This is a genomic window from Candidatus Nitrosotalea okcheonensis, assembly GCF_900177045.1.
Taxonomy (GTDB): domain Archaea; phylum Thermoproteota; class Nitrososphaeria; order Nitrososphaerales; family Nitrosopumilaceae; genus Nitrosotalea; species Nitrosotalea okcheonensis.
In genome coordinates this window covers 968,916-994,221 of record NZ_LT841358.1, presented here as the reverse complement: position 1 = coordinate 994,221, position 25,306 = coordinate 968,916, and the positions used below count along the sequence as shown (strand labels likewise).

Here is a 25,306-nt window from a genome sequence, read left to right as displayed (position 1 = left end):
GTATAGTCGTGTAATATTATGACTGAATATGCTGATGTGCCGACGCCAATAGAGGGATGGCTTGGCTTGAGAAGAGATGAAGGACGTGGCAAGCTGCGATAAGCTTAGGGTAGGTGCAGGCGACCTATGATCCTGAGATGTCCGAATAGGAATCCGATGCGTTAAGCATACTCAATTACAATGGTAGTTGAGATCGAACCGTGGGAAGTGAAGCATCTGAGTACCACGTGGAAAAGAAATCAACAGAGATTTCCCAAGTAGCGGCGAGCGAAAAGGAAATAGCCCAAACTGAATCTGCCATGGTAACATGGTAGAGATGTGGTGTTGTTATGGTATTACGATCCTCAAATCGGAGCTTAAGTGGCCTGGAAAGGCCTGGCAAAGAAGGTGATACCCCCGTGAGCGATGGAAGAGAGGATCTTACTATGACTCGAGTAGTTGTCCTTGGTAGTGGGCAATGAATATAGGTGAAAGTAGCATCTAAGGCTAAATATTTCTCAAGACCGATAGCGGAGTAGTACCGCGAGGGAAAGCTGAAAAGTACCCCGGAAGGGGGGTGAAAAGTGCCTGAAATCTATTGGTTACAGACGTGCATGGCATGAAAGGAGTTTTTGTCAGATTGGAGGTTCTAGCAATAGAGCTGAAGGTCTGGCGTTCATAGCTCCAGTGTCATGCGTTCCGTCTAGAAACACGGGCCAGGGAGCTTACTGTTATGGCGAGCCTAAATCTTTAAAGATGGAGGCGAAGGGAAACCAAGTTCCCGCAGTGAATAACGAGGGGAAGCGTGTGAAAGTGCGTAGAGTCATAGCGGCAAGGCTAGAAACCAGACGATCTATCCCTGAACAAGACGAAGTTGGGCGAAAGCCTGATGGAGGTCTGAAGCAGTTCTAACGTGCAATTTGTTTGTCTGATTTGGGGATAGGGGTCAAAAACCAATCTAGTCTGGTGATCGCTAGTTCCTAACGAAGTGTATCGCAGTACAGCCTTTGTGGAGACAGCGTGTCTTGTAGAGCACCGATAGGGCATGTCGGGAGAGAAATCTTTCGCTGCCCATTCAAACTCCGAAGAGATGTGCGTCGTAGAAGCAAAGAGACGGATTTACGTGGCGTAAGGCTCGTAATCAAGAGGGGGACAACCCAGACTGAAGTTAAGGTCCCCAAGTTTTTGCTAAGTGTCAAACTGAAGGGCGTATTTAAGCCAAGACAGCAGGGAGGTAAGCTCAGAAGCAGCTATCCTTTAAAAAGTGCGTAACAGCTTACCTGCCGAGCTTGGATGCCCCAAAAATGGACGGGGCTAAAGCAAAGCACCGATACTTCAGATTGTTATCATATGGTAACACATGGTAGTTAGGCGTAGGGATTGGGTAGAAGCAGGGTCGTGAGATCCTGTGGACCGATTCCTATTGCAGATCCTGGCGGCAGTAACAGCATAGTGGAGTGAGAATCTCCACCATCGTAAGCGTAAGGGTTTCCCGGCAATGCGTCGTCAGCCGGGAGTTAGTCGATCCTAAGATCAACCTCAACAGAGTTGATCGAACGGGAAACTTGTTAATATTCAAGTACCTTATAGGTGCGTTATAATCTAGCATACGCTTTCGGATAGGGCTTGCAGAACCATCGTTCTGTCTAAGTATTCAAGAGTTGGGGAGTGTCGCAATGACGAGAACCAATTCGAGATGCAAATGGCTTGGCGTTAGCTGAGTTTGCTCGAGTCCAAGAGACCATGAAAAATTGCGTAGTGAGCGTCTTATAATGATCGTACCGAGATCCGACACAGGTGCGCTGGATGAGAAGTCTAAGATGTATCGGGTATACCGTAGGCGAGGGAACTCGGCAAAATAGTCCTGTACCTTTGGTATAAGGGATGCCTGCAGCGGTAATGTAGAATTGCCGTCGCAGGTCGCAGTGACAAGGGGGTCCCGACTGTTTAATAAAAACACAGGTGACTGCTAGTCCGAAAGGATGCGTATAGTCACTGAATCCTGGCCAGTGCAGGTACCTAAAACTTGGGTTCAACTGAGCTAAGGGCCTGTAAACGCCGGGAGTAACTCTGACTCTCTTAAGGTAAAACAAATTTGGATTGCCTTAGTAAAATCTGGCTATTTGCTGGAAGGTCTGAGAATGTCAGGCTAGGTTATTCAAAGCTTAAAATCTTTGAATAATCTGATAATGCCATGACTGCAGATAATCAGCAGGAAAGACTAGATGCGCGCTGGGTTAGTGGATTCGTAGATGGCGAAGGATGCTTTCACGTTTCCATAAATAAATCACCAGAGATGTCTATTGGTTGGCAAGTACTCCCCGAATTTCGCGTTGTTCAACATGAGCGTGACGAGTCTGTATTAAAAGAATTACAACAATTCTTCCAAGCAGGAAAAGTCGTTACGAATCATGGTGCAAGAAAAGAACTACGAATACGAAAACTAGAAGATCTAAGAAAGATAGTTTTGTTCTTCAAACAATATCAATTGCAAACAAAGAAGAAAAAAGATCTTGAAATTTTCGGGGAAATACTAGAACTGATGGAAAACAAAAAACATCTGACCATTGAAGGCTTGACCGACATTGCAAATCTTTGTTGGTCAATGAATAGAAAGGTCAAACCGCGCTTTTTAGAATCCTCAGAGACTACATGCCAGAAATCATTGAAAATGATTAAGATATAGTCCGACCCCTGCAGCGATGTAGGGAGGTTTGCAAATGCAAACTCGCCTCGATTTGTTTCCAAACAATCAAGGTCACTAAGTAACAGAAGTGAGCCAAATGCCTTGTCGGGTAAGTTCCGACGTGCATGAATGGAACAACGAGGGCCCCGCTGTCCCCGCCTACAACCCGGTGAAGCCACATAAGCTGGACGAACAGTCCAGCATCTTCCATCGGGGAGAGAAGACCCCGTGGAGTTTTACTGCAGCTTGTGCTTGCGGTATGGTGGAAATTGCATAGAGTAACTGGTAGCCATGCTAATGCCTTTTCGGGGGCATTGGAAGCAAAAGTGTAACACCAGTCATTTTCCTTCGTACTGCTTACCCCATTAATTTGGGGGACAGGTGCAGGTGGGCAGTTCGGCTGGGGCGGCACCCCTTTGAAAAGATATCAAAGGGGCCCAAAGTTCAGTTCAAACGGGTCAGAAATCCGTTGAAGAGGGCAAGGCCACAAACTGGACTGACTGGATCTCCAAACGCACGGGATTCAGAGAAGAAATTCGGGCCTAGCGATCCATGACGTCCCCACTATTGGGGGCTCGTGGTGACAGAAAAATTACCCCAGGGATAACAGGCTCGTCGCGGGCGAGAGCTCCTATCGACCCCGCGGTTTGGTACCTCGATGTCGGCTTTTCCCATCCTGGCCCTGCAGCAGGGGCCAAGGGTGAGGCTGCTCGCCTATTAAAGGGGAACATGAGCTGGGTTTAGACCGTCGTGAGACAGGTCGGACTCTGCCTGATGGAAGCGTGGATACTTGAGGGGAAGTTGCTCCGAGTACGAGAGGAACAGAGCAGCGTGGCCTCTGGTTTAACGGTTGTCTGATAAGGCAGGCCGTGCAGCTAAGCCATTTAGGCTAACTCCTGAAAGCATCTAAGGAGGAAACCTATCCTGAGAAAAGGTATCCGGTCGTAAGACAAAGGGTGGCAGCAGAAGACTGCTTTGATAGAACAGCAGTGTATGCCCCAAGGTTCGCCGAGGGGCGAGCTGGCTGTTACTAACAACCCAATACATCAGTCAGTCATAATACATAGAGACTATACGCGACGAAATCATACGTCATATCTTTAATTTTATACACTTGTTTGAAATTTGTATCTAGTGTAAACTATGAAATTTTTAGTAGAATTGGACTGCATACATTTTGGTCCCAAAAAATTCACAATGTACATATGAAACACTTGGTTGGTTTTTATTTTTCACTCATAACTGACCTTGAGAATTTGGATTCCTTTGATGACAAAAATTCTTCAATGATAAACTGACCACAACACTTGTCTTTGGAATTAATCTCATGATTTACTACATTGGTGATTCATCTGAAATTCAATCCGGAAACTAGTGATGCAGATCTTTGTACACTGATTTCATGAATAAAATATTTGCACCACAACTGCCTGTTTGTTTATACAATTATCTCATGCCATTCTTACCTGAACGATGTATCTTCAGGTGTTGCAATGTTGGTTGAAATCAATATGGAATTTATGAATACGTGTAATATCATGTCCTTAGAACTAGAGGGGTTTGTTTCAAATGCCTAGTTACACATCACTATATATTGCAACTTCTCACGGAGTTGGAGTTTGTGCAAAGATATCATGCTCTACATATTTTATCGATATGTAAGTATCAAGAAAATCCTTTGGTGAATACATGCTCCAGGAACTTTTGGTCACTTTTTAAGGATTCCAAGACATCCTTTAGTGTACTTGGAAGTGATCTTATTTTGTAATTTCTTTTTTGTTCTGAGGTGAGCTTGTAGATGCTTTCCTAGACAGGATCGCCCGGGGGTGGGTTAGTTCTGTTTTGAAACCTAACTAATGAAACCTAACTAATGAAACCTAACTAATGCGATGTAGTCGCTAATTTTCAATGTTTTTCTTTAAACAAAATTCAACCTGAAATGAAATGTGGTCGTATGTAGCTTCGATGAAATTTAAATCAGACTTCAAAATTGGATTTTGAGGTGACACTTCAAACTTAATCATGTACTTACAAATAATAAAAATTCGACAGATATGATCTGAAATCATAAAAACGTTACATCATTCAATATTTTCCCAAAGATCGGTAATAAATTGTTCTAGAAAATTCTTAGTTGACTGATATATATATTCGGACATATGGTCTAGTTGAGGTAAGAATACTCTGAATCTAAACACCAGAAAAATAATTGACAACAAAAAACAGATCCTTGCAATATTCTTCGTTTATGGTATGTTATCATCACTTGGCATGTTCGCATTCGATGCATATGCACAGGTAGATCCTACTATCTCTACTGTTTCAAATACTGCCATTTCAACAGTAGTAACAGCTAGTAAAACAGCCAGCTCTGCTGTAACGGCAGCAAATCAAAAAGCTACATCAACTATAACAACCACTGTTCCAGTAGCAATCTCCGAAATAAAGAAAGCTTCTCAGGATGCTGTCAATTCGGTAAACACAGCTGCTCAGAATGCCAACTCTGCAGTGAACACAGCATCCCAGACTGCAGTCTCTTCAGTAATATCAGCAAACCAGACGGCAACATCCACCAAGGATACTGTTGCTCAGACCGCCATTTCTGGAATACGCCAAGTAAACCAGACTGCCATCTCAGGAATTAATACTGTTATCCCCATTGCGGTCTCTGCAATTACCACCGCCAACAAGACTGCCATTGAAGAAATTAATGCAGCTACACCGGTAGTGGTTTCTGCAATAAATACATCTAACCAAGAATCTATCTTTGCAATTACCACAGCCAATGCAGCAGCTACTTCAACTATAGCGACTTTTACTCCCATCACTATTTCAACAGTAAACACAGCTGCTCAGAATGCCAACTCTGCAGTGAACACTGCATCCAAGACATCTATTTCAACAGTAAACACAGCTGATCTTCTTCTTACTTCTACTAAAAATTCTGTAGCTCAAGCAGGTTTGTCCGGAATAAATCAAGTCAATCAGATGGCCATTTCGGAGTTAGGTATTGCTACACCGATAACTATTTCTGAAATAAACACAGCCAACCAGACTGCCATTGCAGAAATTAATATTGCTACTCCAACGTCTATCGCAGAAATAAATACAGCCATCCTGGCATCATTTGAAGAAATGAATACTGCAACCCAGGCAGCTCTTGCAGAAATAAACTTGGCTAACCAGACAAACGATCCAAATGTTATCACTGTTACACCAATTGCAACATCCGTAGTAATCGCAGCTAACCAGACAGGTATGATGGCAGTTGCTACTGCAAATCAGACGTCATCATCTACGATTGCTACTTCTGGTCAAAATACTACATCTACTATTAATAATGCCATACAACGAGCAATCTCGACAGTAAACATAGCTGCTCAGAATGCCAACTCTGCAGTGAACACAGCATCCCAGACTGCAGTCTCTTCAGTAATATCAGCAAACCAGACGGCAACATCCACCAAGGATACTGTTGCTCAGACCGCCATTTCTGGAATACGCCAAGTAAACCAGACTGCCATCTCAGGAATTAATACTGCAACACCAATTGCTGTCTCTGCAATAACTACAGCCAACAAGACTGCCATTGCAGGAATTAATGAAGTAGCTACACCGGCAGTGGTCTCTGCAATAACTACAGCCAACCAGGCTGCCATATCTACAGTAACAACAGTAAATCAAAAAGCAACATCAACCATGATGTCTCTCACTCCACAAGCAATCTCGACAGTAAACATAGCTGCTCAGAATGCCAACTCTGCAGTGAACACAGCATCCCAGACTGCAGTCTCTTCAGTAATATCAGCAAACCAGAAAGCAACATCCACCAAGGATACTGTTGCTCAGACCGCCATTTCTGGAATACGCCAAGTAAACCAGACTGCCATCTCAGGAATTAATACTGTTGCTCAAAAAGCTATCTTGAAAATAAAGACAGCCAACCAGACTGCCATTGCAGAAATTAATATTGCTACTCCAACGTCTATCGCAGAAATAAATACAGCCACACAAGCAGCGCTTTCTGAAATAAATATTGCCAACCAGACTGCAATAGCTGAGATAAACACTGCCACGCCGTTAGCCATGTCTGCTGTAAACCCTGCAAGTGCCGCAGCAAATCAGACCGTAAGTAATCTACTCCCATCTCCAACTGGTTTGACTGCTACCGGTATTTCATCATCAAAGATAATTCTAAACTGGAATGCACCATCTGACACCGGCAAGTTGGTCACAGGATACAAAATTGAAAGGTCAAATAACGGTGGCACCTCTTGGTTTACTGTCAAATCAAACACTGGCAGTACTGTAACATCATATGTGGATACTCAATTGATTCAAAATACGACATATACATACCGCGTTTCTGCAATATACCAGGTAGGAACAAGCATGCCATCAAACACTGCATCTGCGAGTACAAGCATCATAGCCAAACTAACTGTAACATCACAGTTTACAACAGGACAGACTCTGACAGGCATGTACTGTGAATTGCACAATTCTAATGGTCAGTTAGTGGCAACAGGTTTTACGCCTTGTTCATTTGATCTTCAGGGTGGATCCCAGTATACAATAGGAATGGGCAGCTTTGGCAATGATACATTCAATTATTGGCTAGATACCGGTTCGTCAGTGAATCCTAGGACTATATCTTTGTCGTCTAATGCCTATCTTACAGCTGTATACAAAAACACATCTTAATTTTGCTTGAAATTTTAGCACATAAAACCACCAAAAGAGGTTTTAGACCTTTTACGCTAGAATTCACATTAGAATCATAGAGCGATCATTTTTATCTTGGTTTGTACTAATATAGTAAGAAATTGAGTAGTGTAGAACGAATCCATGTACACTGTGACTGTGGCATATGTGGACATTACACAGAGCAGGAATGTATCCAAAAGGAATGCAAATGCTGTCTTAATTTCCATGTAAGATCTGGACCAAAGTCCATCTCTTCTGGGAAAAGATCAACTAGAATCTATTTTTCATGAGATGTCCGATTGTCATATTATTGGGCTTTGGATTTCTTATACATGTCTACCAGTAAATCTAGGAATTCACTATTGTCAATTCCGGAATATGCTTTTTTTGCTTCCTTGATTGCTCTTAGAAATTTTGCATGTGATTCTACTTTTACTGTTATTGTCTTGTACTCTTTTCTTGGCAATGACATTTTCTATGTGGTGAGTATATCTTAAGCTGTTGGTACAAAGTTCTAGAATAATTTTTCTGTACACTGCACACCAATGTTAAACTTCTAAAATGTATAAAATATGAAATCATCTTTCATAGAAACAGATCGGCAGATCTATAAACGATGGTTACTATATGTGAAAAGATTGATTCCATGGTGGAAAGGCTTTGAAGAATTAGAATTGGACATTGAAGAACCATGTACCGTAGAAGACATGGTTGAAACATACCGACTGGATGACTCTAGTACCTGATGTTTATTTCTTTTATTGTATCATGGAATTTTTCAAGTTCATAAAAGAACTTTATCCCTTTTTCTGTGATTGTAAAAATATATTTTTTTTTGATTCTGTTAGTTTTGATAATACCAACATTAGTTAGTCTCCGACAATTATCTACAACTACACTGTGTGACAGGTTTGCCTTCTGAGATATCTTGAATACAGATATGCCATCAATACCTGCTTCCATACATGCTCGTAAAATGTCCCAAGTTATACCGAACGATGTCCGGTATTGATGTTTCAGGAATGGTGTACTAACAGATTCATCATTCTCCTGTGTATTTGATGATGGCATTGAAATCTACTTTGTTGCAGTCTTGCTATTATCTATGATCGAAAAATTTTATCTTAGAATGATACCTGTTACTGCTGAGCCAAATTTAATAACATGTATCAACTTTTGAGAAAATATAATTAATGATTATTCTATTATTTTGAATCTGATAATAGAGTAGTATCTCCTATATATTTCGGAGGTAAAATATTGCATGTGTTAAGAGACTATGCAATCATAACACTTGGCGTATTGACTTTGCTTGCAACATCTGCAGCAGTATATGGAATCTTGACTATAAACACACAGATTCAAGCAAAACCAGAACAGGTAAAAATACCTGATTATACTGCAGAACTTGATTCATTAAAATCGCAAGTTGACTCGATAAATTCACAGATAGGTTCTATGAGCAATATCTTGACTACCCTTGATACTGTAAAAAACAATGTTGCAGACATTAATGGAAAATTAACTGATCTTGAATCAAAAAGTAACACAACGCAACAACCTGTATCGTCTCCTCCATCGACTACACCACCTACATCACTTGCAATTATTTTAGACAAGTCAATCTATCTACAAACTGATGCAGTACAAATCACTGCAATTGGTGCAAATCCACAAAAAATTGTAGATGTAGAATTGCTTGATAATACTGGATTTGTAGTCCTGCACAAAACAACATGGTCTGACTCGACTGGAAAAGTATTGTATACGATGCAACTCTCCAGTGCACTACCTGCTGGGAATTATCAAGTTAAAGTTATCTCAGATCAACAGTCAAGCTTACAATCACTTTCCATAATGACACCGAATTCAACCACATCTACTACTGCAAGTCACAATATTTTTACTGCACAGACTGATAAGACTGTCTACAATAATGGTGATTTTATCCAGGTGTTGGGAGCAGGACCAGCAAACACCTCAATTACTGGTGTACTCACAAGCCCTACTGGCAAAACATACTCTACTGCAACTACCATTCAATCTGATGGATCTTATGTTATGTTCTTCTCACCTTCTCAGCCATATGAAACAGGAAACTGGAGCATAATTGTGACAAATCTAGGTCAAACCAAGTCCCTTTCTATCAATGTCGGCTCGGGTATCTCATCAACTAGCTCGTATACGTTTACTGCCCAGACTGACAAGGGCATTTATAATAGAGGCAATTTGATTCAGGTGTCTGGAACAGGACAGCCTAGTACTACGGTATCTGGAATCTTTACAAGTCCATCTGGACAGACTCATACGGTTACTACTACCACAAACTCTGATGGAACCTATGCGCTATTCTTCTCAATCTCCCAGTCTTATGAGACTGGTAATTGGGTTATATCGGTAACAAATCTCTCACAAAGCATGACACTTTCTATTTATGTACAATCCTAGGTTTACGTTTTCTAAATTTTGTTTAAATGATTGTTGTTAACGTTTGTGTTATGAAAATAACAACTCTAGCAAATTCTTTCAAGAAGTGACTTGCTGTTCTCGTAATGGAGACGCAAAACATGGCTTTCATCAAGCATTTTCAGCAGGTATAGCATTCCACCTTTTCTGTATTTTTTGATATCCTTTATGATGTAAATCTTATCCGAATTTCTTTCTGGTTCTATTATGCGTACCCTTTCACCTTTGGTAAAAATTGACATGATTTTTACAAAAAATGTTGGTAAATTAGCTTTATTCATCAATTTATAGTAATAATGTTCTCGATGAATCATACGTAAAGATCCAGAAAATGATCTGTTTTGATAAAATTAATTTTTACATGAACGTAGAAAACATCAACACTGCAATTTACTGTGTATATTCAATTATTGTACCAGTAACGATATTGATCTTTACCTGAACAATTTTTTCATGCGCTAAACCAACATCCATGACAATCTCACATATGCAGTCGTTGAGGACGGCAGATTTGAATATCACTGGTGAGTTGTATTGTTCTAAAAACTTTCTAGCTACTTGTATTGCATTACGTATTTTTTCATCGACACTCACTGTTAAAAAATCACCTCTATCCATATTGCTTCGGAGGTATTCCTGCACATATGTAAATATGATCCGTATGATTTAACCATTAGGTGCATTGCATATGTAAAAATTATTACTAATACAAATCTGTAATTTTTTATTGATTGTTATAATTCGTGTTTTTGAAATGTGATTCTGGAACAACCCTCTCAAATATGTATATATCTTGATGGTTGAAATGATTCTTGTTATTTATTTGATGTACAATCCATATTTTTAATCTGTATTATGTACTAGACTGAAAACCTTGAACAAACATGTCCTATTTCAAAGTGATAAAATTCAGAAATGTTTTCACTATGGGATTTACAAATCTATAAAATATGCATTTTGGAGTTCTGCGATTATCACATTTTCAGTTGGTTTGTCATTATGAACACCAGTTGAGGTTATGCTACATTCTATGGTACCATCTGTTTTTCGTATCGTATTTTCCCATTGTACGGGACGTAGATTTGAAATGGTATCAATATCGCTCTCTACCATTGGGTTTATGCGGTCTATCACCCATCCGTATTCCGAATCTTTTCTACCGTAATGGCTACGAAAGATCCAGGCACCACATACATCTCTTCGCCAAAAAACTGGATCATTTCCTGCAAAAATTTCACCTTTTGCCCATACCTTCCAGATTACATCTTGCGATAACTGTTGCATATCTGTTGGTATGATATCTTGCATAATTTTCATATGACATTAATTTATTTAAGTTGCCATGCAAAAATCTTCTAGATCTCCGTTTCTAATTTTATTAGATTTTTCATTTTTTATAATGATCTATTGAATTGTGTGTGAAACTCATTAATTCCTTGCCTTAGGTTGTGATGATATCTTGTTAAATTGTATCGTATGTTATTCCCTTGGTTCATTAAACTGATCAGAAAATTCCCCTAAAGAGTCCAAATCTGAGAATATGGGATCTACTTTGTATAAAAATTCATTTAGTTCGTTAGATTCATCAAGTAACTGGAATCCTTTCTCAGTGGTATGATATACCCTGTTGCCAAGTTCGCATCTTAATAGCTTATTTTCTTGCAATAATTTTAGGTATACGCTTGTTTTTTCAGAAGAAAGATACGCGTCATGCATTATCCTAGATTTGGTTGCTCCCTGTCTTGCTGATTCTAGCATCCTTCTGATTATGTTCAATCCATTATGATGCTTCAATGTTGACTATCTTGGATTTTTTTATTAAAATAAATCGTATGAATAACATGTATCTGTCTTCTAGTTTTATGATGTATTCAAAATCCATGATTATTGTTATGCTATTCATGAAATTTCATTTTTTAAAGGATTATCGTATGTCATATCTCCATATCTGTTGATAGATGTGATTAGCGATGATACTTTATGCATGTCAAACGATATTATTTCTATGCTAGTTTTGTATCAATTTATTTTTGTATTACACTATCGATTTGAATTGTACATGAAGAAAAATCGCCACTAAACCTGGTTATTGCATTAAAGATTTTTGTTTCATGTGGTTTGACATCTGATATATTTCCATTACCAGTGGCAAGGACCTGACCATCTTTACCCTGTATCAACATTTTCAAAAAAATTACTCTGTAAAATGTGTCATTATTGTTAAATTGTCCTATTAGCAACACGTTGCCAATCCCTTCGGAACATGTTATATTGCTAAAACTGTACGAGGAAGAATTTGTTGTACCTGAATCTCCATAGGCCTCTGAGAGTGATAAAATGTAAAAAAATAACACAATAAAAAAAATGGAATTTATGGAAAAAAAATACGACCCATTGGAACGCTTGATATTTGAAAACTCCATAGAAATTTGATCTTGAGGCTCACATACCTCCAGAGTTAGATTGACAATTGAAACATACAATACTTCCATCGGAATTAAATTCCGTATCGATATCGATCTCTTCAATGTCCTCCCAACAAATATCACAGCATAGGTTCAACATTTTATGATGTGTCACAAATGTTATTTGAATTTGCGTAAAACTTCCTAAATATTTTTTATGTAATTTTGTTCTAACTTATTTTTATGTAATGTCACATGGATTACAGTTGATGATGAAATACTGTAGTGACTAATGATTAAAGGCTTGGAGGAATGTTATGATAGATTTTGCATCCGCAAATATGTCTAACTGTTGGTTTATTGATCTCGTTATACTCTTGTATGAATTATTATGTTGGTCTTTTAGTATCGTACTTAGGCATTCAGGATGTTTATAGCAGTCATAAAGGCTACAATTGTATTTTTTTTCTAATTGCGATAGAACCTTGTGATAGATTTGTGCACTAACAAGAGTTTTTTCAAGAATTATTAACACTAGATTCTCTCTGACTTTATCATATCTACCTTGATCTGTAGATTTGAAAAATTGTTGTCTGTCTTGCATAGCGTCACTTGATGTTCTCCATTTACTTTATCTACCACGTAATAATGTACTAGAAGAATTTTACATGGTAACTTAAGTAAGTAAATGATATATCTAGTATTGTGGCCAAGTACCAAAAACCAGTCTTATTCTATCAAGGTAACTGTGGTAATGATGCAGCAAGAGTTGCACTAGTATCTGTGTCAGTAGAAAGTGCGCTTTTAGGTTATGGTGTTGAAATCTATCACAAGGTTCTATCGCAATTAGAAAAAAAATACAATTGTAGCCTTTATGACTGCTATAAACATCCTGAATGCCTAAATGAAATATTAAAAACTTTACCTAGAAATTCTCGATATAAAATTACACAATCAATAAGAAATGGATTGGAAGAGTTTTCGTATGTCAAACCTGTGTCAAAATTCTTGGACACGTTGGATTCCTAAATCCAGTCATGTTCTGTTATTCTTCAGGTCTATGTATCGATAGCGAATTGTCTTTCACTAGTGGGAATATCCTAATATCTTGCCAGTTTTTGCATCTATTGCAACTTCAATTATGTCGTCATCCAATAATCCTACCTCCATAGAAACCATCCAAGTTTTTTTATCATTATATGCTGACTTGAATATGATTGATGAGTGATATTGCTCGAGAAACTTTCTTGCTATTGCTACTGCTCTGTTATAATCTATTATCATCTCATCTGATTGAGAATCAGTTAACCTTGATGGCTTTTTCAAATACTTTCACATCTATAAAATATGATGTATCGAATTTAACCATTGGGCGAGTTCATTCCATAAAAGTTGTCGATAAGATCGATCCTGTTTTTGAAAATCTCATTTGTCAATGGTGTGTGGTTAAAAGTGTAAAACCATGAAACAAACATGGTTTCATATGAAAATAAAGTGAAAAAATAATGATTTTAGAATGATACCTTTGCAAGTTCATATCCATGTGTTGGTGTTATCATGTCGCCAACTTCTTCACACAGACGCATTAGTTTTATTCCCTTTTCAGTTATTCTGTATACTTGGGTTCCGTCTTCGTGTCTGACCAGCTCATTTTTTTCCATGAATTCAAGGTAGTCTTTTAACTGCGCATATGATAAATATGCTCTGTACATTATCTTTGTTTTTGTAGCTCCAGAACTCACTGAATCTAGAATCATTGAAATTATCTCTGTTCTACTACGATTTTTCATATGAAAACATACTCAAATCAAGCTATAAAAATACATTGTAAAAATGTTCTAGAGTATTGTTTCATGTTTGTGTTTAATATGGACAGATGTAGATTTTTTCGATTGCGTGTGACCATACTATTGTTCTAGTAGTTTTTACCTATAATGAGATAATAGGTGAACTCTGTAGTCTTGTAGTGTAAAACATTGGGTACGTATGAAGTAACTCCTATCGTAGATCGGGTAAATACCATTAATTTTTTGAAACACATGATCTTCTCAGGCTCTATTAATTCCAACAGATCCATGCCATCATTTCTCTTGATTTTGATAATTGGGATTACATGTGTTGTTATTGCAGAACATCGGCAAAATGCAGAAGCACTAGAAGCTCAGACTGGAATCATAGTTCCTCTTTATAGCTATCCTGGAAAGACATGGGATAACCTAATACGAGAAAAAAATTCACATCCTTTAGTGCCAATTGTGGCAATAATTAATCCTGATAGTGGTCCAGGAGTACGTGATCCAAACTATGTGGTAGGAATAAAAAAACTTCAATCTGCCGGGATCATAGTCTTGGGTTATGTATATACGCAAAAAACCGATGTTGTTACAATTAAAAATTATATTGATGATTATAAAAACTGGTACAATATTAACGGTATATTTTTTGATCAAATGTCAAACATGCATGGTAATGAAACATTTTATCTTCATCTAAGTAATTATGTAAAATCAATAGGGCTTAACTATACTGTTGGCAATCCTGGAACTGACACATTGCCTAGTTACATTGGAACTGTGGATAATATAGTTATACATGATGGTCTTGACCTACCATTGATATCATCACTTGGAGGATGGCATACAAATTTTACTAGAAATAATTTTTCTATTGTTTCCTATGGAGTCGATAACATAAACAAGACCTATGTAGAAAATGCTGCAAAACATGTACAATACATATATGTGACAAACTCCACACTTCCAAATCCTTTTGGTACTCTGCCAAAATACTTTGATGACCTAATGGGCATGATTGAAAATAATGATAAACAAAATAACAAAACATCATCTGTCTTTATCACAATCAAATCATATTCTGACAACGGTATTCCAATCAATGGCCTTTGGACGGAGATTAGTTCTGACGAAAATAACAGTTCTGGATTTACCCCCTTTTCCTTTGATGCTATTATAAACGATCATTATACTGTAACAATGTCAGACTTTCAGAATTATACGTTTGATCATTGGGGTGATGGAACAATAAATGACACAAAAGTGATTGTGCCAGACAAGAACATGACATTAACTGCTTACTATGGTTCTAATCATAGCCATATGGGATTTAGCCATGTTCATCTTGTACGTGGACCGTATTCTGTGCTAGTAACTGGTCAGTATACTAACGGGGGCATTCCTTACATAGCTATATTTCCAAGGCTAAATCTCTATGATAACTCTAGTCATTTAGTAGGTACCGGAATGGGTACTATATGGAATATTGGAGCATATGATAGTAAACCATTTCAGGTTTTGGTAAATGTCGACAAGCCTTTCAAATCTTATGCCATGGTGGTAGATAATGCAATATCGAAAAATCATATTACTGATACCAATCATGACATGCCAAAAAACCAGACTAGTTCATCTGCAGTACACATACCTGTGCATGACACTCTAAAATGTAATTGCACATCACATGAATTGACTAGTACACAAGATACGGGTTCTATCATCGTTACCTTGGCATATGTTGGAGGCGATAGGGCTTATTCGTCAAACATGGCTTTGAAAGTTTACCAAGATGTAAACTCCACTGTATACAGAGATGTAGAATCCATTCCAGAAAACCCATTTGATATCACATCTTTGCCATTGGGACATAAATACAAAATCGAAGTTTATGCAAATGGAATGTTCTCTAACGTGGGATATGTAGATCTTCGGAAAACTTCTCAGACATTAACTCTTAACTTGCCCCTGCCTGGGGGATTACGGCCTAGTATTTTTTATAATGATGGATATACACCAATTTTTAATGCTACAGTGAATATAAAATCTCAGGATGGTAAAACATGGGCTACGAGTTTTACTGATTCACGCGGAGCCACATTGCGTTTTTGGCTAGAACCTTCTATGTTAGAAAACAATTACTTTATTGTAGATGTAAATATCAGTCCGCACATTTCGTATTCTTTCATGCCAGTATCATTGTATCCAGGATCTTCACATGACATCAAAATAGTTACACCATGGCCTCCAAGAGTAGAAGATCTTTTCACAGTACATCTTTATGATGGTCAGTCAAGCACGGCACCTCCTGAAAAAGGAGATTTTATTGTATATCTGTTTGATTCCAATGGAAATGTTATTGGTCAATCCAATGTTAATTATCGTGGGGAGGCAAATTTCTCAAACCTAAGAGTGGGTGATTATGTGATAAAAGCAATAGATGCAAAAAACAACATGGAATGGGGATGGTCAGATATAGTAATTGATGGAACCAAGACAAATTTTGATATATTTAAGAACCAGACGTCTTATGGCAACTCTAACTAGAGTTCCAAATAAATAATGTCAAGTCTCTGGAGGTTATCTATCTGATGGGAGCATGAACAATCCACTTTTGCATTATCTAGTCATGCTGTGATCAGGGGAATCGATATTGGATCGCATAGGTAGAGAAAAGCAGAATTTGGCTCCCTGTCGTTTTTCTAACATGGGTTCAGCCCATATTTTACCACCATGAGCCTCAATAATTCCCTTGCATATGTATAAGCCAAGTCCTGTTCCCTTGTCTGATTTTGTTACAAACTTGGAAAATAATATTGGAATTATTTTTGGATCTATGCCTTTTCCGTTATCGCTCACACTTACTTCTACGCAGTCTTTTGCATGTTTTGAAGTAATGACAATCTTTCCCATATCGGTGAACTTGATTGCATTGTGCAACAAATTGTATATGACCTGAGCAATTCTGTCTTTGTCTGCATCCACTTGTATGTTTTTAGTATCTGTTTCATATGCTATGTCTATGTTGTCATTGCTTAACTGGACTGATTCATCTTTTATTACTGCTAAAATTATATCGTTTAAATTAAAAACTTCAGTCTTTAGTGTAAACGATTTGCTTTCTAACCTTGCAACGCTTAATATGTTTTCAGTAAGACGCTGGAGTCTTCTTGCATTTCTTGCTATGATCTTAATTTCTGGATTGTCTTTTCCTAATTGATCTTCTAATAGTTCTATATTTACAAGTATTGGCATGATTGGCGTGCGCAGTTCATGAGCTGCTATGTTGATAAATTCTGTTTGCATTACAAGCTGTTTTTGAATGGATCTAAAGAATTCCGATGTTATGATCTTCATTGCATCTGATTTTAAGGAACCCGATATTATCGGATCTCGAATTGCTTTTTTAAGCATCTCATCTTCCATCTGAGTATCTCTTAAAACCTGAATAAATTTTTCAAGTGCCTCAAGACCTCTGCTTACTCTGATGTTTGCTTCTCTAAATACTGCCTCTTGGTTTAATCTCTCTCTTATCATTTCATGTTTGTGTTGTATGTCAAGAGTTGTCTGGTTCAATTTTTCTCTAACTTGTTCTATTTTCTCTGCTCTTTTATGCACTGTTTCTTCACGTGCGGCAAATGCATCCCCCTTTACTTTCTCAACTTGCTCTCTTATGTGCTTTTGAATGTTTTTTACCTGAATGGCATGAAGTGTTGCCCTATTTGTTTCGTCAGAAGTGTCTGTCAAGTCCTTCCCAAATCCTTTAGGATGTCAACCTGCATTTTGTTAAATGTCTCTTCGTCGATTATTCCCTTTTGGTATTCTAGTCTAAGATTGAGTAATCTTGATTTTAACCACCTGATTTGATCTTTTGATTGTTGTTCTGCAGCAATCCTATTGCATTCATTTAGGATTGATCCAAGAGTCAATTTCAAAATTAAAGCTGTTATTATCATTTGTCTGGCCTCAACAAAACGAATATGGTGCCCATGGTCCGCTAAGGTGAAAAATAAAACCGGCACTCTCATACTTTTTCTTGAGATTGTCTATCTTTTGATGAAACTTGGTGCTCTGATCGCGATCTACCAAGTATGAAGCATTTAGAATTATTTCATCAAAATCTGATTTTAAAAGACATTTGTCCTCTGAGGCCTTTGTAATTTCATTGTGAATCTGCCCGCTTATCTGGTCTATTTTTTTATATGTCTGGTTCTTGATTGCTTCATCCAGCTTCATTTTAAGAAAATATGAAGTTCCCTCGCCTGCCAACAAGATCTCTTTTTTTATCTTCTCGATATCCTGATTATCATGTTGTATCAATGAGATCTTTTTAAGATCTGATTTGTCCATGATTATTTTCACGCCAAACTCATCTTTGTCTCTGAGCTTTACGATTTTGGATTTTAGGTCCGCATATGATTTGACTAGCATTTTTTTCACGCCGTCATCTGTCTTGAACATTATTCCAAATCTGACTGGCAGAGTTGTACCAAGTGATCTTGACTCCTCTATTACTCTCTGATGCGCCGTGAGGTTTTCTACATCTGGTTGCATCTCTTTGAATGGTATGTTACTCACTACGGCGCTAATGTCTTTGTAGGTGATGATATATGCCTGTTTTCCAAATAATCCGGCATCACTGAAGCGATGATTTTTGGATCCCTCTTTTACACAATAGAGGTACTTACCATCAACCATTTTTCTTTTTCCTAGTCTTGCGAGTGCCAGGGATTGCAGAAAGTGTGGCAAGAAGATCAAGTGTTATGAGGTCAATGTCTGCAACAGAAACAGTTACACTTCCGCCTAGGACTACGCCCTTCACTAGAAGACTATCAAGTACATCAACAAGTGATGTCTTGGCAATCTGGGAATCTGTAGTTTTGAGCATGCCTTTGAGAGTACCGTCAAGTTCATCTGGTTTTAGGCCAAATTGGTCTGATATCTGTGCAACTTTTTGTTTTATCTGCATGAATGCCATGCCAAGCCTCTCGACCTCTTCTGATGTTAAACTTCCTGACTGGATTCTTCTTTGAGCTTGGCGCTCTAGAATTTGTCTTAGCAATTCAACTACTACAAGAACTAACTTTGCAAGTCCCTTCTGGAGTTTATCACTATCAAGATTAATTTGTTCTGGTGCAGGTTCAGAAATTTGCATTTTAGATCTTTGCAACTGTCTGATTACCTCTTACTGTTTTTTCCGCTTATTTTTTTTGGCTGTATCTTGTCCCATTTTTCCCAGGGAAGTTTTATTCCGTATCTTTTTGCTGTCTCCAACGATGCTATTACCAAATTTATTTTTAATGAAAGCAGATCTACTCCTACGACTGAAATGGTGATATCTCCGGTTATCACTACACCTTTATCTAAAATTCTATCAACCAGATCTACTATGGTTAGCTGCTGAGGAGCTAATTGTCTAGCCGACACTCTCAGTTGATCCCTCTCGTTTCATCTTGCAGTAACCACAAATTCCGCTATCCTTGAACCAGTGCCTCTCACAAAATCCCTCTAAATATTCCTCTCCAACTGTTTTCAACAGGTGTGATACTATGATATCAAGTGGAGTTCCACGCTGACATTCTGGACATCTTGTAAAGACCCATCCTGCACTCATTGCTTTTTTCAGGCCCATGTCCGTAAATTTGCCGCAAACTAGACATACTGCCAATTCAAATCTTCTCTCTTCTTACTTGGGCGGTAGTCCTGGTGGTGCGGCAAGTCCTAATGCTGATGCATATCGTAGGAAGGTGTCAATTCCCGAGACAACTATTCTTGCTCTTATGACTAGGATCTCAATTCCTACAAGAGACACAGATAAGTTTGCATCAATGACTAAACCCTTGTCTAATATTCTGTCTACCAGATCGTAGATATTCAGCATGGGTCTGTACATTTGTTGTTGTGACATTTTCTAGACTCCTGCTCTAGGGAATTCTATGTTATAAAGTTCTCTGATAGATTGTTCTAGTATAATGTTCTAGTTGGTGCATATGTAACGTTTTATGCAGTAATGCTGACTACAAGTTAGATATGGTAATTATATGTTAAAATCATCTCTCTGGGATTATTTTTGCTCTATTCCTAGTTTTATTTTCTTTCCAGTTCTGAATTAATATGTGTCACCAGATCGTTAATTGTGATAGGTTTTCGTATGAAACATTTTACTTCCAGGTTGGGAAACATTTTTCTAAATTCCTCATAATACACTTCAAATGCAGTAAAAAAACAGATTTTTGTTTTACCCTCATTTTTCTTTTTAATTTCACGATATAATTCAAAACCGCTCATCTTGGGCATTCTGATGTCTATTAGCATCAAATCGTACACATCTGGCTTGAAATTTTCAAGTGCCTTTAAAGGATCATTGTGTGTGTGGACTTCGAATCCTTTTCGTTCCAATCCGTTTCTTACAGATGTGGTAATATCAGGTTCATCATCAACAACTAGAATCTTTTTCATGTCTTGTATTGCTTCCTGATGTTTAAAAATTTACTGTAACACCTGATGATTTGCTAGATAGTTTGTGCGTATCTTGGATGGTATTTCAAATGAAATTGTAGCGCCAATTCTATTAGGATTATTTTGAAACCAAATCTTTCCATCATGAGCCTCAACAATGTTTTTTGCAATGTATAGGCCAAGTCCTATGCCATTTTCAGAGGATGTGACAAACTTTGAAAATAATCTTGAAGCAATCTGTGAATTTATGCCGATACCACTGTCGCTAACAGATACAATTATCCTGTCATTTTGTTTGGTTACATTTGTTGAAATATTTCCCCTTTGAGTAAATTTGAAGGCATTGTCTATCAAATTTGATATCACTTGAGCGATACGATCCTTGTCCGCATATGCCAAAATGCGTCCCTTTGGAGAAAACAAAAATTGTACATTCCTAGTTTTTATGCCTGAATTATGTGCACGTGTTACAAAATCCTGTATTGTTGATAAAATAAGCTCATTGATATCAAACTTTTCGTTTTGTAGTGTGAAAGTGTGGTTCTCCATCTTTGTAACATCTAAAAGATTTTTGGATAATCTCTGGAGTCTAAGCGCGTTTCTGTATATTGCCTCAATGTATTCCTGATGAATTTCATTGGGATTGGAATGAAGCAGCTCGGAATATGTCAATATGGACTGGATAGGAGTTTTTATTTCATGACTTGCAATGTTGACAAACTCGTCCTGAATTTTACTGTGTTTTAACGTTTCATCAGCATTAAAAGTATGTGCTTTGTCAAGGGATAACTTTGATTTCGTTATTGTCTTATCAAAAACCAATTGGGAAAAATTATTTGACATGTTTTTGTTCAAGCAGGAGTTACTGTCTGTTTTTTTCGTATTTTTTGTCTTGGCATGGATAATAATGATTTGCTGTATATGGATATTAAGCACTATGGTATAATGTTCTATGACATGTCAATCTGTAGATCTGTGTGTTGGTGTTTTACTGTATAAACTGCGCGATAATCTACTAGACTATCGGACCTAAATTGATTTCATTGTCATTTTCAGGCGATGTAGTAATTGCATAGAGGTGAGACCATGGTGTTTCTGACTGGAGACACAGCGTTCCGTCAATCTCAACTATGAGTAAACGCACGTCTACAATATCTGACATGATGGTATGCCTGTTATCCGGCAGGCGTCTTGAGACAAAAATAGAAAGATCTGAATTTGATTTTATAAATGACAGAGACTTGCGGTCCTGCTTACTTGGATCTTTTGAAAATAAATCTGTCACCTCTGTACCAAGTATTGTAAGTAACATCTTTTTTGGGTGTTTTTTCTTGATTTTTTGTATTTCTTGGCGTATATGATCTAGATGTTTATTTGGATTATCTCTGAGGGTGGCAGTTGATTGTTTTGGTTGAGTAGTAGATGAAATAATTTTTATCAAATCACTCTGCAAACCGAGCGATTTGGCGTACTGTAGTATGACACCCTGACCAGTTTTTTCAAGAGGTTGGAATAAAAAGAGATTTTCACTTGCAATAAAATTTGTAATTATTTTGCATAGAAAGGCAAGTGCGACATTGGCGCTTACATGGGGCCCAAGTTCTACACTAACTGCGCATCCTGTTGGAAATCCGTCACCCAACATTTCATCTAATTCTGGATATCCTGTGGTAAAATGAGACTTGGTTTTGATCAAATCTCTTCTGACATTATCTTTGGGCTGGAGAAAACGTGCAGGATTTAGAAACTCTGATGGGTGGTAGTGGTCATAACTATGGAACATACCGTTGTTGACTGAAAATATGTATGAGGGCTTGTTTATTCTGACTCCGCGCAGTTTGGATAGTCTAATTTCACGTATTATTCGCTCATTGTGATACTTTTGTCTGAGCTCTACTATACCATCTACCAAAAAATCCAGTGCCCTGTCTTCTGGATTCTCTGTAACAAAAATTAATTTTGCACCTGCTCGCTCTCTCCAAGTTTGTAGTACTTTGGAATTACTCATTGATGCTTCCTTGTCCATGAAACATCCTATGGAATCCCATGAATCAATGATAATGATTGGAGCCCTTACATCCATCAACTCATTTGTAATACGCTCAAAAAGTGTAACTGGTTCATCAAGTCTGGCATCCACAAATGTAGGATGAATGTTTTCTTCCTCTTCAGGTGCATCTAGGGGGGCATCTATTTTTTTTGGCTGGTTGAAAAATCCATCCATCCATGTATGATACTGGAAAAGCTGGTCTGGAGAAACTCGCGTTGAAATGTATAAGCAATTTCTGTCAATGTTTAATTTCCTCAATATGCTGAGCGCAAGTGTTGTCTTTCCAGTTCCCGTATGTCCTTTGATAAGCAGCGAATATGTTTCCTGCCTTAGGAAATGAGCCAACTCTAATGGAATCTTAACTTTGTCACCTGTGAGTTGATAACTTCCTACTTCTGTCATTGATTCACCTTGGAAATGGGTAGATATGTGAAATTGTATTTGAAGTATTGATGTATTTTTCTAAAAATCTGATACAACAATACTGAATTTTGATAACGGTTTAATGAGATGCCAGTTCTATTACTTCTTCTATGTCTTTCCAACATGAACTATGATACCATCTTTCGCCATAAATTACTTCTCCTTCTGTAAATTGCATCTCAGTTTTACATGCATGACATCTTGGAATGCAAAAACTGATCTTCTTCTGTGTAATCTTTTGCTCGCGCAAATGTTTTTTTTCTATTGTCCCCAAAAAATGGGGATGGTGCTCTTCTTCAGAGTCATTGTGTACATGTGATAGCGAACTATGTGTTATCATCATTTATAGTATATATTCGAAGATTATCTGCATTTACGTATAAAACACTAGAAGATTCATTCTGTCTTTTCTTATATCATATGGCTACTTTTTGTCTAGAAAATGTCCGATTATTTTACTGTGACAGACTTTGCTAAATTTCTTGGATAGTCTGGATCTGTTTGTTTTTCAAGTGCTGTATAATACGAAAGAAGTTGTAGCGGAATTATCTCAAGAAGGGGATAAAATGGTTCACTGATGGAGGGAATTTTTATCCAATGATCATATATTGGATCATTCTTGTCTGATATTCCAATCACCTTGGCCTTGCGAGCCTTTATCTCATACGTGCTAGATAATGTATCCACATAAGTGGAATCATTTGGATTTATGATGATTACGTATACGCTAGTATCCATGAGTGCTAGAGGCCCATGTTTTAATTCTCCGCCTGGTAGGCCTTCTGCATGGATGTATGTCAACTCCTTTAGTTTTAGTGCGGCCTCTGACGCAATGGGAAAATGAATCCCCCTGCCAAGCACGTAGACATCAGTTGCATTTTTGAGTTCTTTTGATATTTTGCAAATATGTTCATGGTCAGACAAAATCTCGCTCATGGATTTTGAAATCTTTAAAAAATCAGGTTTCAATGAATTATCTACAAGACTGTTGGCAATTTTGTATAATATTGCAAGTTGGGATGTAAAGCTTTTTGTTGCAGCCACTCCGATTTCTGGTCCGCAGTTGAGGCTCACAGAATGTAAGGACATGTGCACAAGGGACGAGGTTGAGATATTTACAATAGAGGTTATCTTGGTGCCCTTGTTTGATGCAATCTTTACTGCTTCTAGTACATCTGCACTTTCTCCACTCTGAGATAAAGCTATCAAAACTGATTTGTCATCAAAGTAATCTGGATAGAATCTTACTTCGCTTGAAATTATTGGTTCTATGATAATTTTGCCATACTTTAGGAACAAATGCTTTGCCACAAGGGCTGCATTGTAACTTGTACCACTTCCTGTCACGTAGATTTTTTTAGCATTTTTTAACAAAGTAATAATTTTTTCAAGCTCATCCTCGCAAGCCTGGCCTGCCCTCATTATGGTGTTTGGCTGTTCTGAAATCTCCTTTAATGTAAAATGTGCATATTCTCCCTTGTAGACATCAGAGAACTCTTTTGAAACCTTTGTAATCTGATGTCTAACGGGATTGCCAGAAAAATCAAAAAACTGAAGTAGCCCACTTGAATTCATGATGACAATTTCCTTGTTGTCTGGATAAATCACATCATCTGTATATTCAACAAACCCCAGTACATCGCTTGATACAAAATACCCGTTTTTTCCAACTCCGATTACCATTGGCTCATGAAATTTAGCTGCTGCAAGCAATCCATGCTCAAACACTGCTACAAACGAGTATTCGCCTTTTAATGACGAGACAGTTTTTATCATTGATTTTTTTATATTTTTTGTCTCGTCAAAATTATATTGCAGTAGGTTTGCTATTACCTCACTATCTGTTTCACTCTTGAAAAAATATCCTTTGTCCTGAAGTTCTTTTTTTAATATGTTGTAATTGTCTATTATTCCGTTGTGAACTATGGCAATTTGGCCTGTGCTTGACTTGTGCGGATGGGCGTTGACGTTGTTTACAACTCCATGTGTTGCCCATCTGGTGTGTCCTATGCCCATGTTGCCTACCAACAATCGTAATTTCTCTGAATTGTCTACCTCTGACACTTTTCCCACTCCTTTTCTTATGTCTATGTGGTTGCTAGTGATTGTAGCTATGCCCACACTGTCGTATCCTCGATATTCCATGCGTTTGAGTCCTTTGACGAGTAACTGTGCTGCAGCTCCATTGCCTGTGTAGCCAATTATTGAACACATTATATGTATGTCATTTATTTCAAATCATAAATCAATTGTCTAATACTTTGCTGTAGTGATCTTCTGAAATAATTATATGAAAAATTTTATCAGTAAAAAATTATTCTAGTATGATACAGATCAATCT

General features: G+C 37.7%; 24 protein-coding genes and 1 rRNA gene. 4 read left to right on the top strand and 21 right to left on the bottom strand.

Annotation, left to right across the window (positions count from 1 at the left end; translation table 11 throughout):
- Window positions 1-28: 28 nt before the first annotated feature.
- Window positions 29-3,718, top strand: a 23S ribosomal RNA gene (locus tag BQ3481_RS05865).
- 1,218 nt (window positions 3,719-4,936) lie between these two features.
- Window positions 4,937-7,369, top strand: coding sequence for a fibronectin type III domain-containing protein (locus tag BQ3481_RS05860; protein ID WP_162287752.1), 2,433 nt, complete (start codon window positions 4,937-4,939; stop codon window positions 7,367-7,369).
- Between the two features lie 310 nt (window positions 7,370-7,679).
- Here BQ3481_RS05860 and BQ3481_RS05855 read toward each other — a convergent pair whose 3' ends face one another.
- Both BQ3481_RS05855 and BQ3481_RS05850 read right to left on the bottom strand, forming a co-directional pair.
- Window positions 7,680-7,838 (bottom strand): hypothetical protein, encoded by a 159-nt coding sequence (locus tag BQ3481_RS05855; protein WP_157927434.1) that lies wholly within the window; start codon window positions 7,836-7,838, stop codon window positions 7,680-7,682.
- Window positions 7,839-8,107: 269 nt separating this feature from the next.
- Window positions 8,108-8,443 carry a winged helix-turn-helix domain-containing protein gene (locus BQ3481_RS05850; RefSeq protein WP_157927433.1) on the bottom strand — a complete coding sequence of 112 codons (336 nt, stop codon included), beginning with the start codon at window positions 8,441-8,443 and terminating at the stop codon, window positions 8,108-8,110.
- 189 nt (window positions 8,444-8,632) lie between these two features.
- Between BQ3481_RS05850 and BQ3481_RS05845 the strand changes: the two genes are divergently transcribed.
- Window positions 8,633-9,820 carry a hypothetical protein gene (locus BQ3481_RS05845; RefSeq protein WP_157927432.1) on the top strand — a complete coding sequence of 396 codons (1,188 nt, stop codon included), beginning with the start codon at window positions 8,633-8,635 and terminating at the stop codon, window positions 9,818-9,820.
- Between the two features lie 65 nt (window positions 9,821-9,885).
- Here BQ3481_RS05845 and BQ3481_RS05840 read toward each other — a convergent pair whose 3' ends face one another.
- From BQ3481_RS05840 to BQ3481_RS05810, 8 genes are all read right to left on the bottom strand, one after another.
- Window positions 9,886-10,080 (bottom strand): hypothetical protein, encoded by a 195-nt coding sequence (locus BQ3481_RS05840; protein ID WP_157927431.1) that lies wholly within the window; start codon window positions 10,078-10,080, stop codon window positions 9,886-9,888.
- A gap of 148 nt (window positions 10,081-10,228) precedes the next feature.
- Window positions 10,229-10,432 (bottom strand): hypothetical protein, encoded by a 204-nt coding sequence (locus BQ3481_RS05835; protein ID WP_157927430.1) that lies wholly within the window; start codon window positions 10,430-10,432, stop codon window positions 10,229-10,231.
- Window positions 10,433-10,771: 339 nt separating this feature from the next.
- Window positions 10,772-11,146, bottom strand: a complete 375-nt coding sequence (locus BQ3481_RS05830; RefSeq protein WP_157927429.1) for a hypothetical protein — start codon at window positions 11,144-11,146, stop codon at window positions 10,772-10,774.
- Between the two features lie 171 nt (window positions 11,147-11,317).
- A complete protein-coding gene (locus BQ3481_RS05825) occupies window positions 11,318-11,632 on the bottom strand; it encodes a winged helix-turn-helix domain-containing protein (protein WP_157927428.1) in 315 nt (104 codons plus the stop codon).
- Window positions 11,619-11,741: a hypothetical protein gene (locus BQ3481_RS11865; protein WP_255408353.1), complete on the bottom strand. Its 123-nt coding sequence runs from the start codon at window positions 11,739-11,741 to the stop codon at window positions 11,619-11,621. The genes BQ3481_RS05825 and BQ3481_RS11865 overlap by 14 nt, the downstream gene beginning before the upstream one ends.
- A gap of 121 nt (window positions 11,742-11,862) precedes the next feature.
- The gene (locus BQ3481_RS05820) at window positions 11,863-12,192 is read right to left on the bottom strand and encodes a hypothetical protein (protein ID WP_157927427.1); all 330 of its coding nucleotides are present in this window, start codon (window positions 12,190-12,192) and stop codon (window positions 11,863-11,865) included.
- 1,137 nt (window positions 12,193-13,329) lie between these two features.
- Window positions 13,330-13,569, bottom strand: a complete 240-nt coding sequence (locus BQ3481_RS05815; RefSeq protein ID WP_157927426.1) for a hypothetical protein — start codon at window positions 13,567-13,569, stop codon at window positions 13,330-13,332.
- Between the two features lie 185 nt (window positions 13,570-13,754).
- A complete protein-coding gene (locus BQ3481_RS05810) occupies window positions 13,755-14,033 on the bottom strand; it encodes a DUF4364 family protein (protein ID WP_157927425.1) in 279 nt (92 codons plus the stop codon).
- Between the two features lie 186 nt (window positions 14,034-14,219).
- Between BQ3481_RS05810 and BQ3481_RS05805 the strand changes: the two genes are divergently transcribed.
- Window positions 14,220-16,580, top strand: coding sequence for a spherulation-specific family 4 protein (locus BQ3481_RS05805; protein WP_157927424.1), 2,361 nt, complete (start codon window positions 14,220-14,222; stop codon window positions 16,578-16,580).
- 72 nt (window positions 16,581-16,652) lie between these two features.
- Here the strand turns inward: BQ3481_RS05805 and BQ3481_RS05800 are convergent, their stop codons facing one another.
- From BQ3481_RS05800 to glmS, 11 genes are all read right to left on the bottom strand, one after another.
- Entirely contained in the window at window positions 16,653-17,780 is a 1,128-nt protein-coding gene (locus BQ3481_RS05800) for a sensor histidine kinase (protein WP_157927423.1), read from the bottom strand.
- Window positions 17,777-17,989 (bottom strand): hypothetical protein, encoded by a 213-nt coding sequence (locus BQ3481_RS05795; protein WP_157927422.1) that lies wholly within the window; start codon window positions 17,987-17,989, stop codon window positions 17,777-17,779. Before BQ3481_RS05795 ends, BQ3481_RS05800 begins: the two co-directional genes overlap by 4 nt.
- Before the next feature lie 10 nt (window positions 17,990-17,999).
- On the bottom strand, window positions 18,000-18,731 hold the full coding sequence (locus tag BQ3481_RS05790) for a GvpL/GvpF family gas vesicle protein (RefSeq protein ID WP_157927421.1): 732 nt from the start codon (window positions 18,729-18,731) through the stop codon (window positions 18,000-18,002).
- A complete protein-coding gene (locus BQ3481_RS11660) occupies window positions 18,724-19,203 on the bottom strand; it encodes a gas vesicle protein K (protein WP_157927420.1) in 480 nt (159 codons plus the stop codon). Before BQ3481_RS11660 ends, BQ3481_RS05790 begins: the two co-directional genes overlap by 8 nt.
- Window positions 19,204-19,211: 8 nt before the next feature.
- A complete protein-coding gene (locus tag BQ3481_RS05780; RefSeq protein ID WP_157927419.1) occupies window positions 19,212-19,460 on the bottom strand; it encodes a gas vesicle protein in 249 nt (82 codons plus the stop codon).
- Complete coding sequence (locus tag BQ3481_RS05775) at window positions 19,450-19,701, bottom strand: hypothetical protein (protein ID WP_157927418.1); 252 nt, start codon at window positions 19,699-19,701, stop codon at window positions 19,450-19,452. Before BQ3481_RS05775 ends, BQ3481_RS05780 begins: the two co-directional genes overlap by 11 nt.
- Before the next feature lie 18 nt (window positions 19,702-19,719).
- Window positions 19,720-19,926 carry a gas vesicle protein GvpJ gene (gene gvpJ / locus BQ3481_RS05770; protein WP_166289891.1) on the bottom strand — a complete coding sequence of 69 codons (207 nt, stop codon included), beginning with the start codon at window positions 19,924-19,926 and terminating at the stop codon, window positions 19,720-19,722.
- A gap of 194 nt (window positions 19,927-20,120) precedes the next feature.
- Window positions 20,121-20,492, bottom strand: coding sequence for a response regulator (locus tag BQ3481_RS05765; RefSeq protein WP_157927416.1), 372 nt, complete (start codon window positions 20,490-20,492; stop codon window positions 20,121-20,123).
- 30 nt (window positions 20,493-20,522) lie between these two features.
- A complete protein-coding gene (locus tag BQ3481_RS05760) occupies window positions 20,523-21,335 on the bottom strand; it encodes a sensor histidine kinase (protein WP_157927415.1) in 813 nt (270 codons plus the stop codon).
- Between the two features lie 172 nt (window positions 21,336-21,507).
- Window positions 21,508-22,944: an RAD55 family ATPase gene (locus BQ3481_RS05755; protein ID WP_157927414.1), complete on the bottom strand. Its 1,437-nt coding sequence runs from the start codon at window positions 22,942-22,944 to the stop codon at window positions 21,508-21,510.
- A 471-nt stretch (window positions 22,945-23,415) separates the two neighbouring features.
- The gene (gene glmS, locus BQ3481_RS05750; RefSeq protein WP_157927413.1) at window positions 23,416-25,179 is read right to left on the bottom strand and encodes a glutamine--fructose-6-phosphate transaminase (isomerizing); all 1,764 of its coding nucleotides are present in this window, start codon (window positions 25,177-25,179) and stop codon (window positions 23,416-23,418) included.
- Window positions 25,180-25,306: the final 127 nt, after the last annotated feature.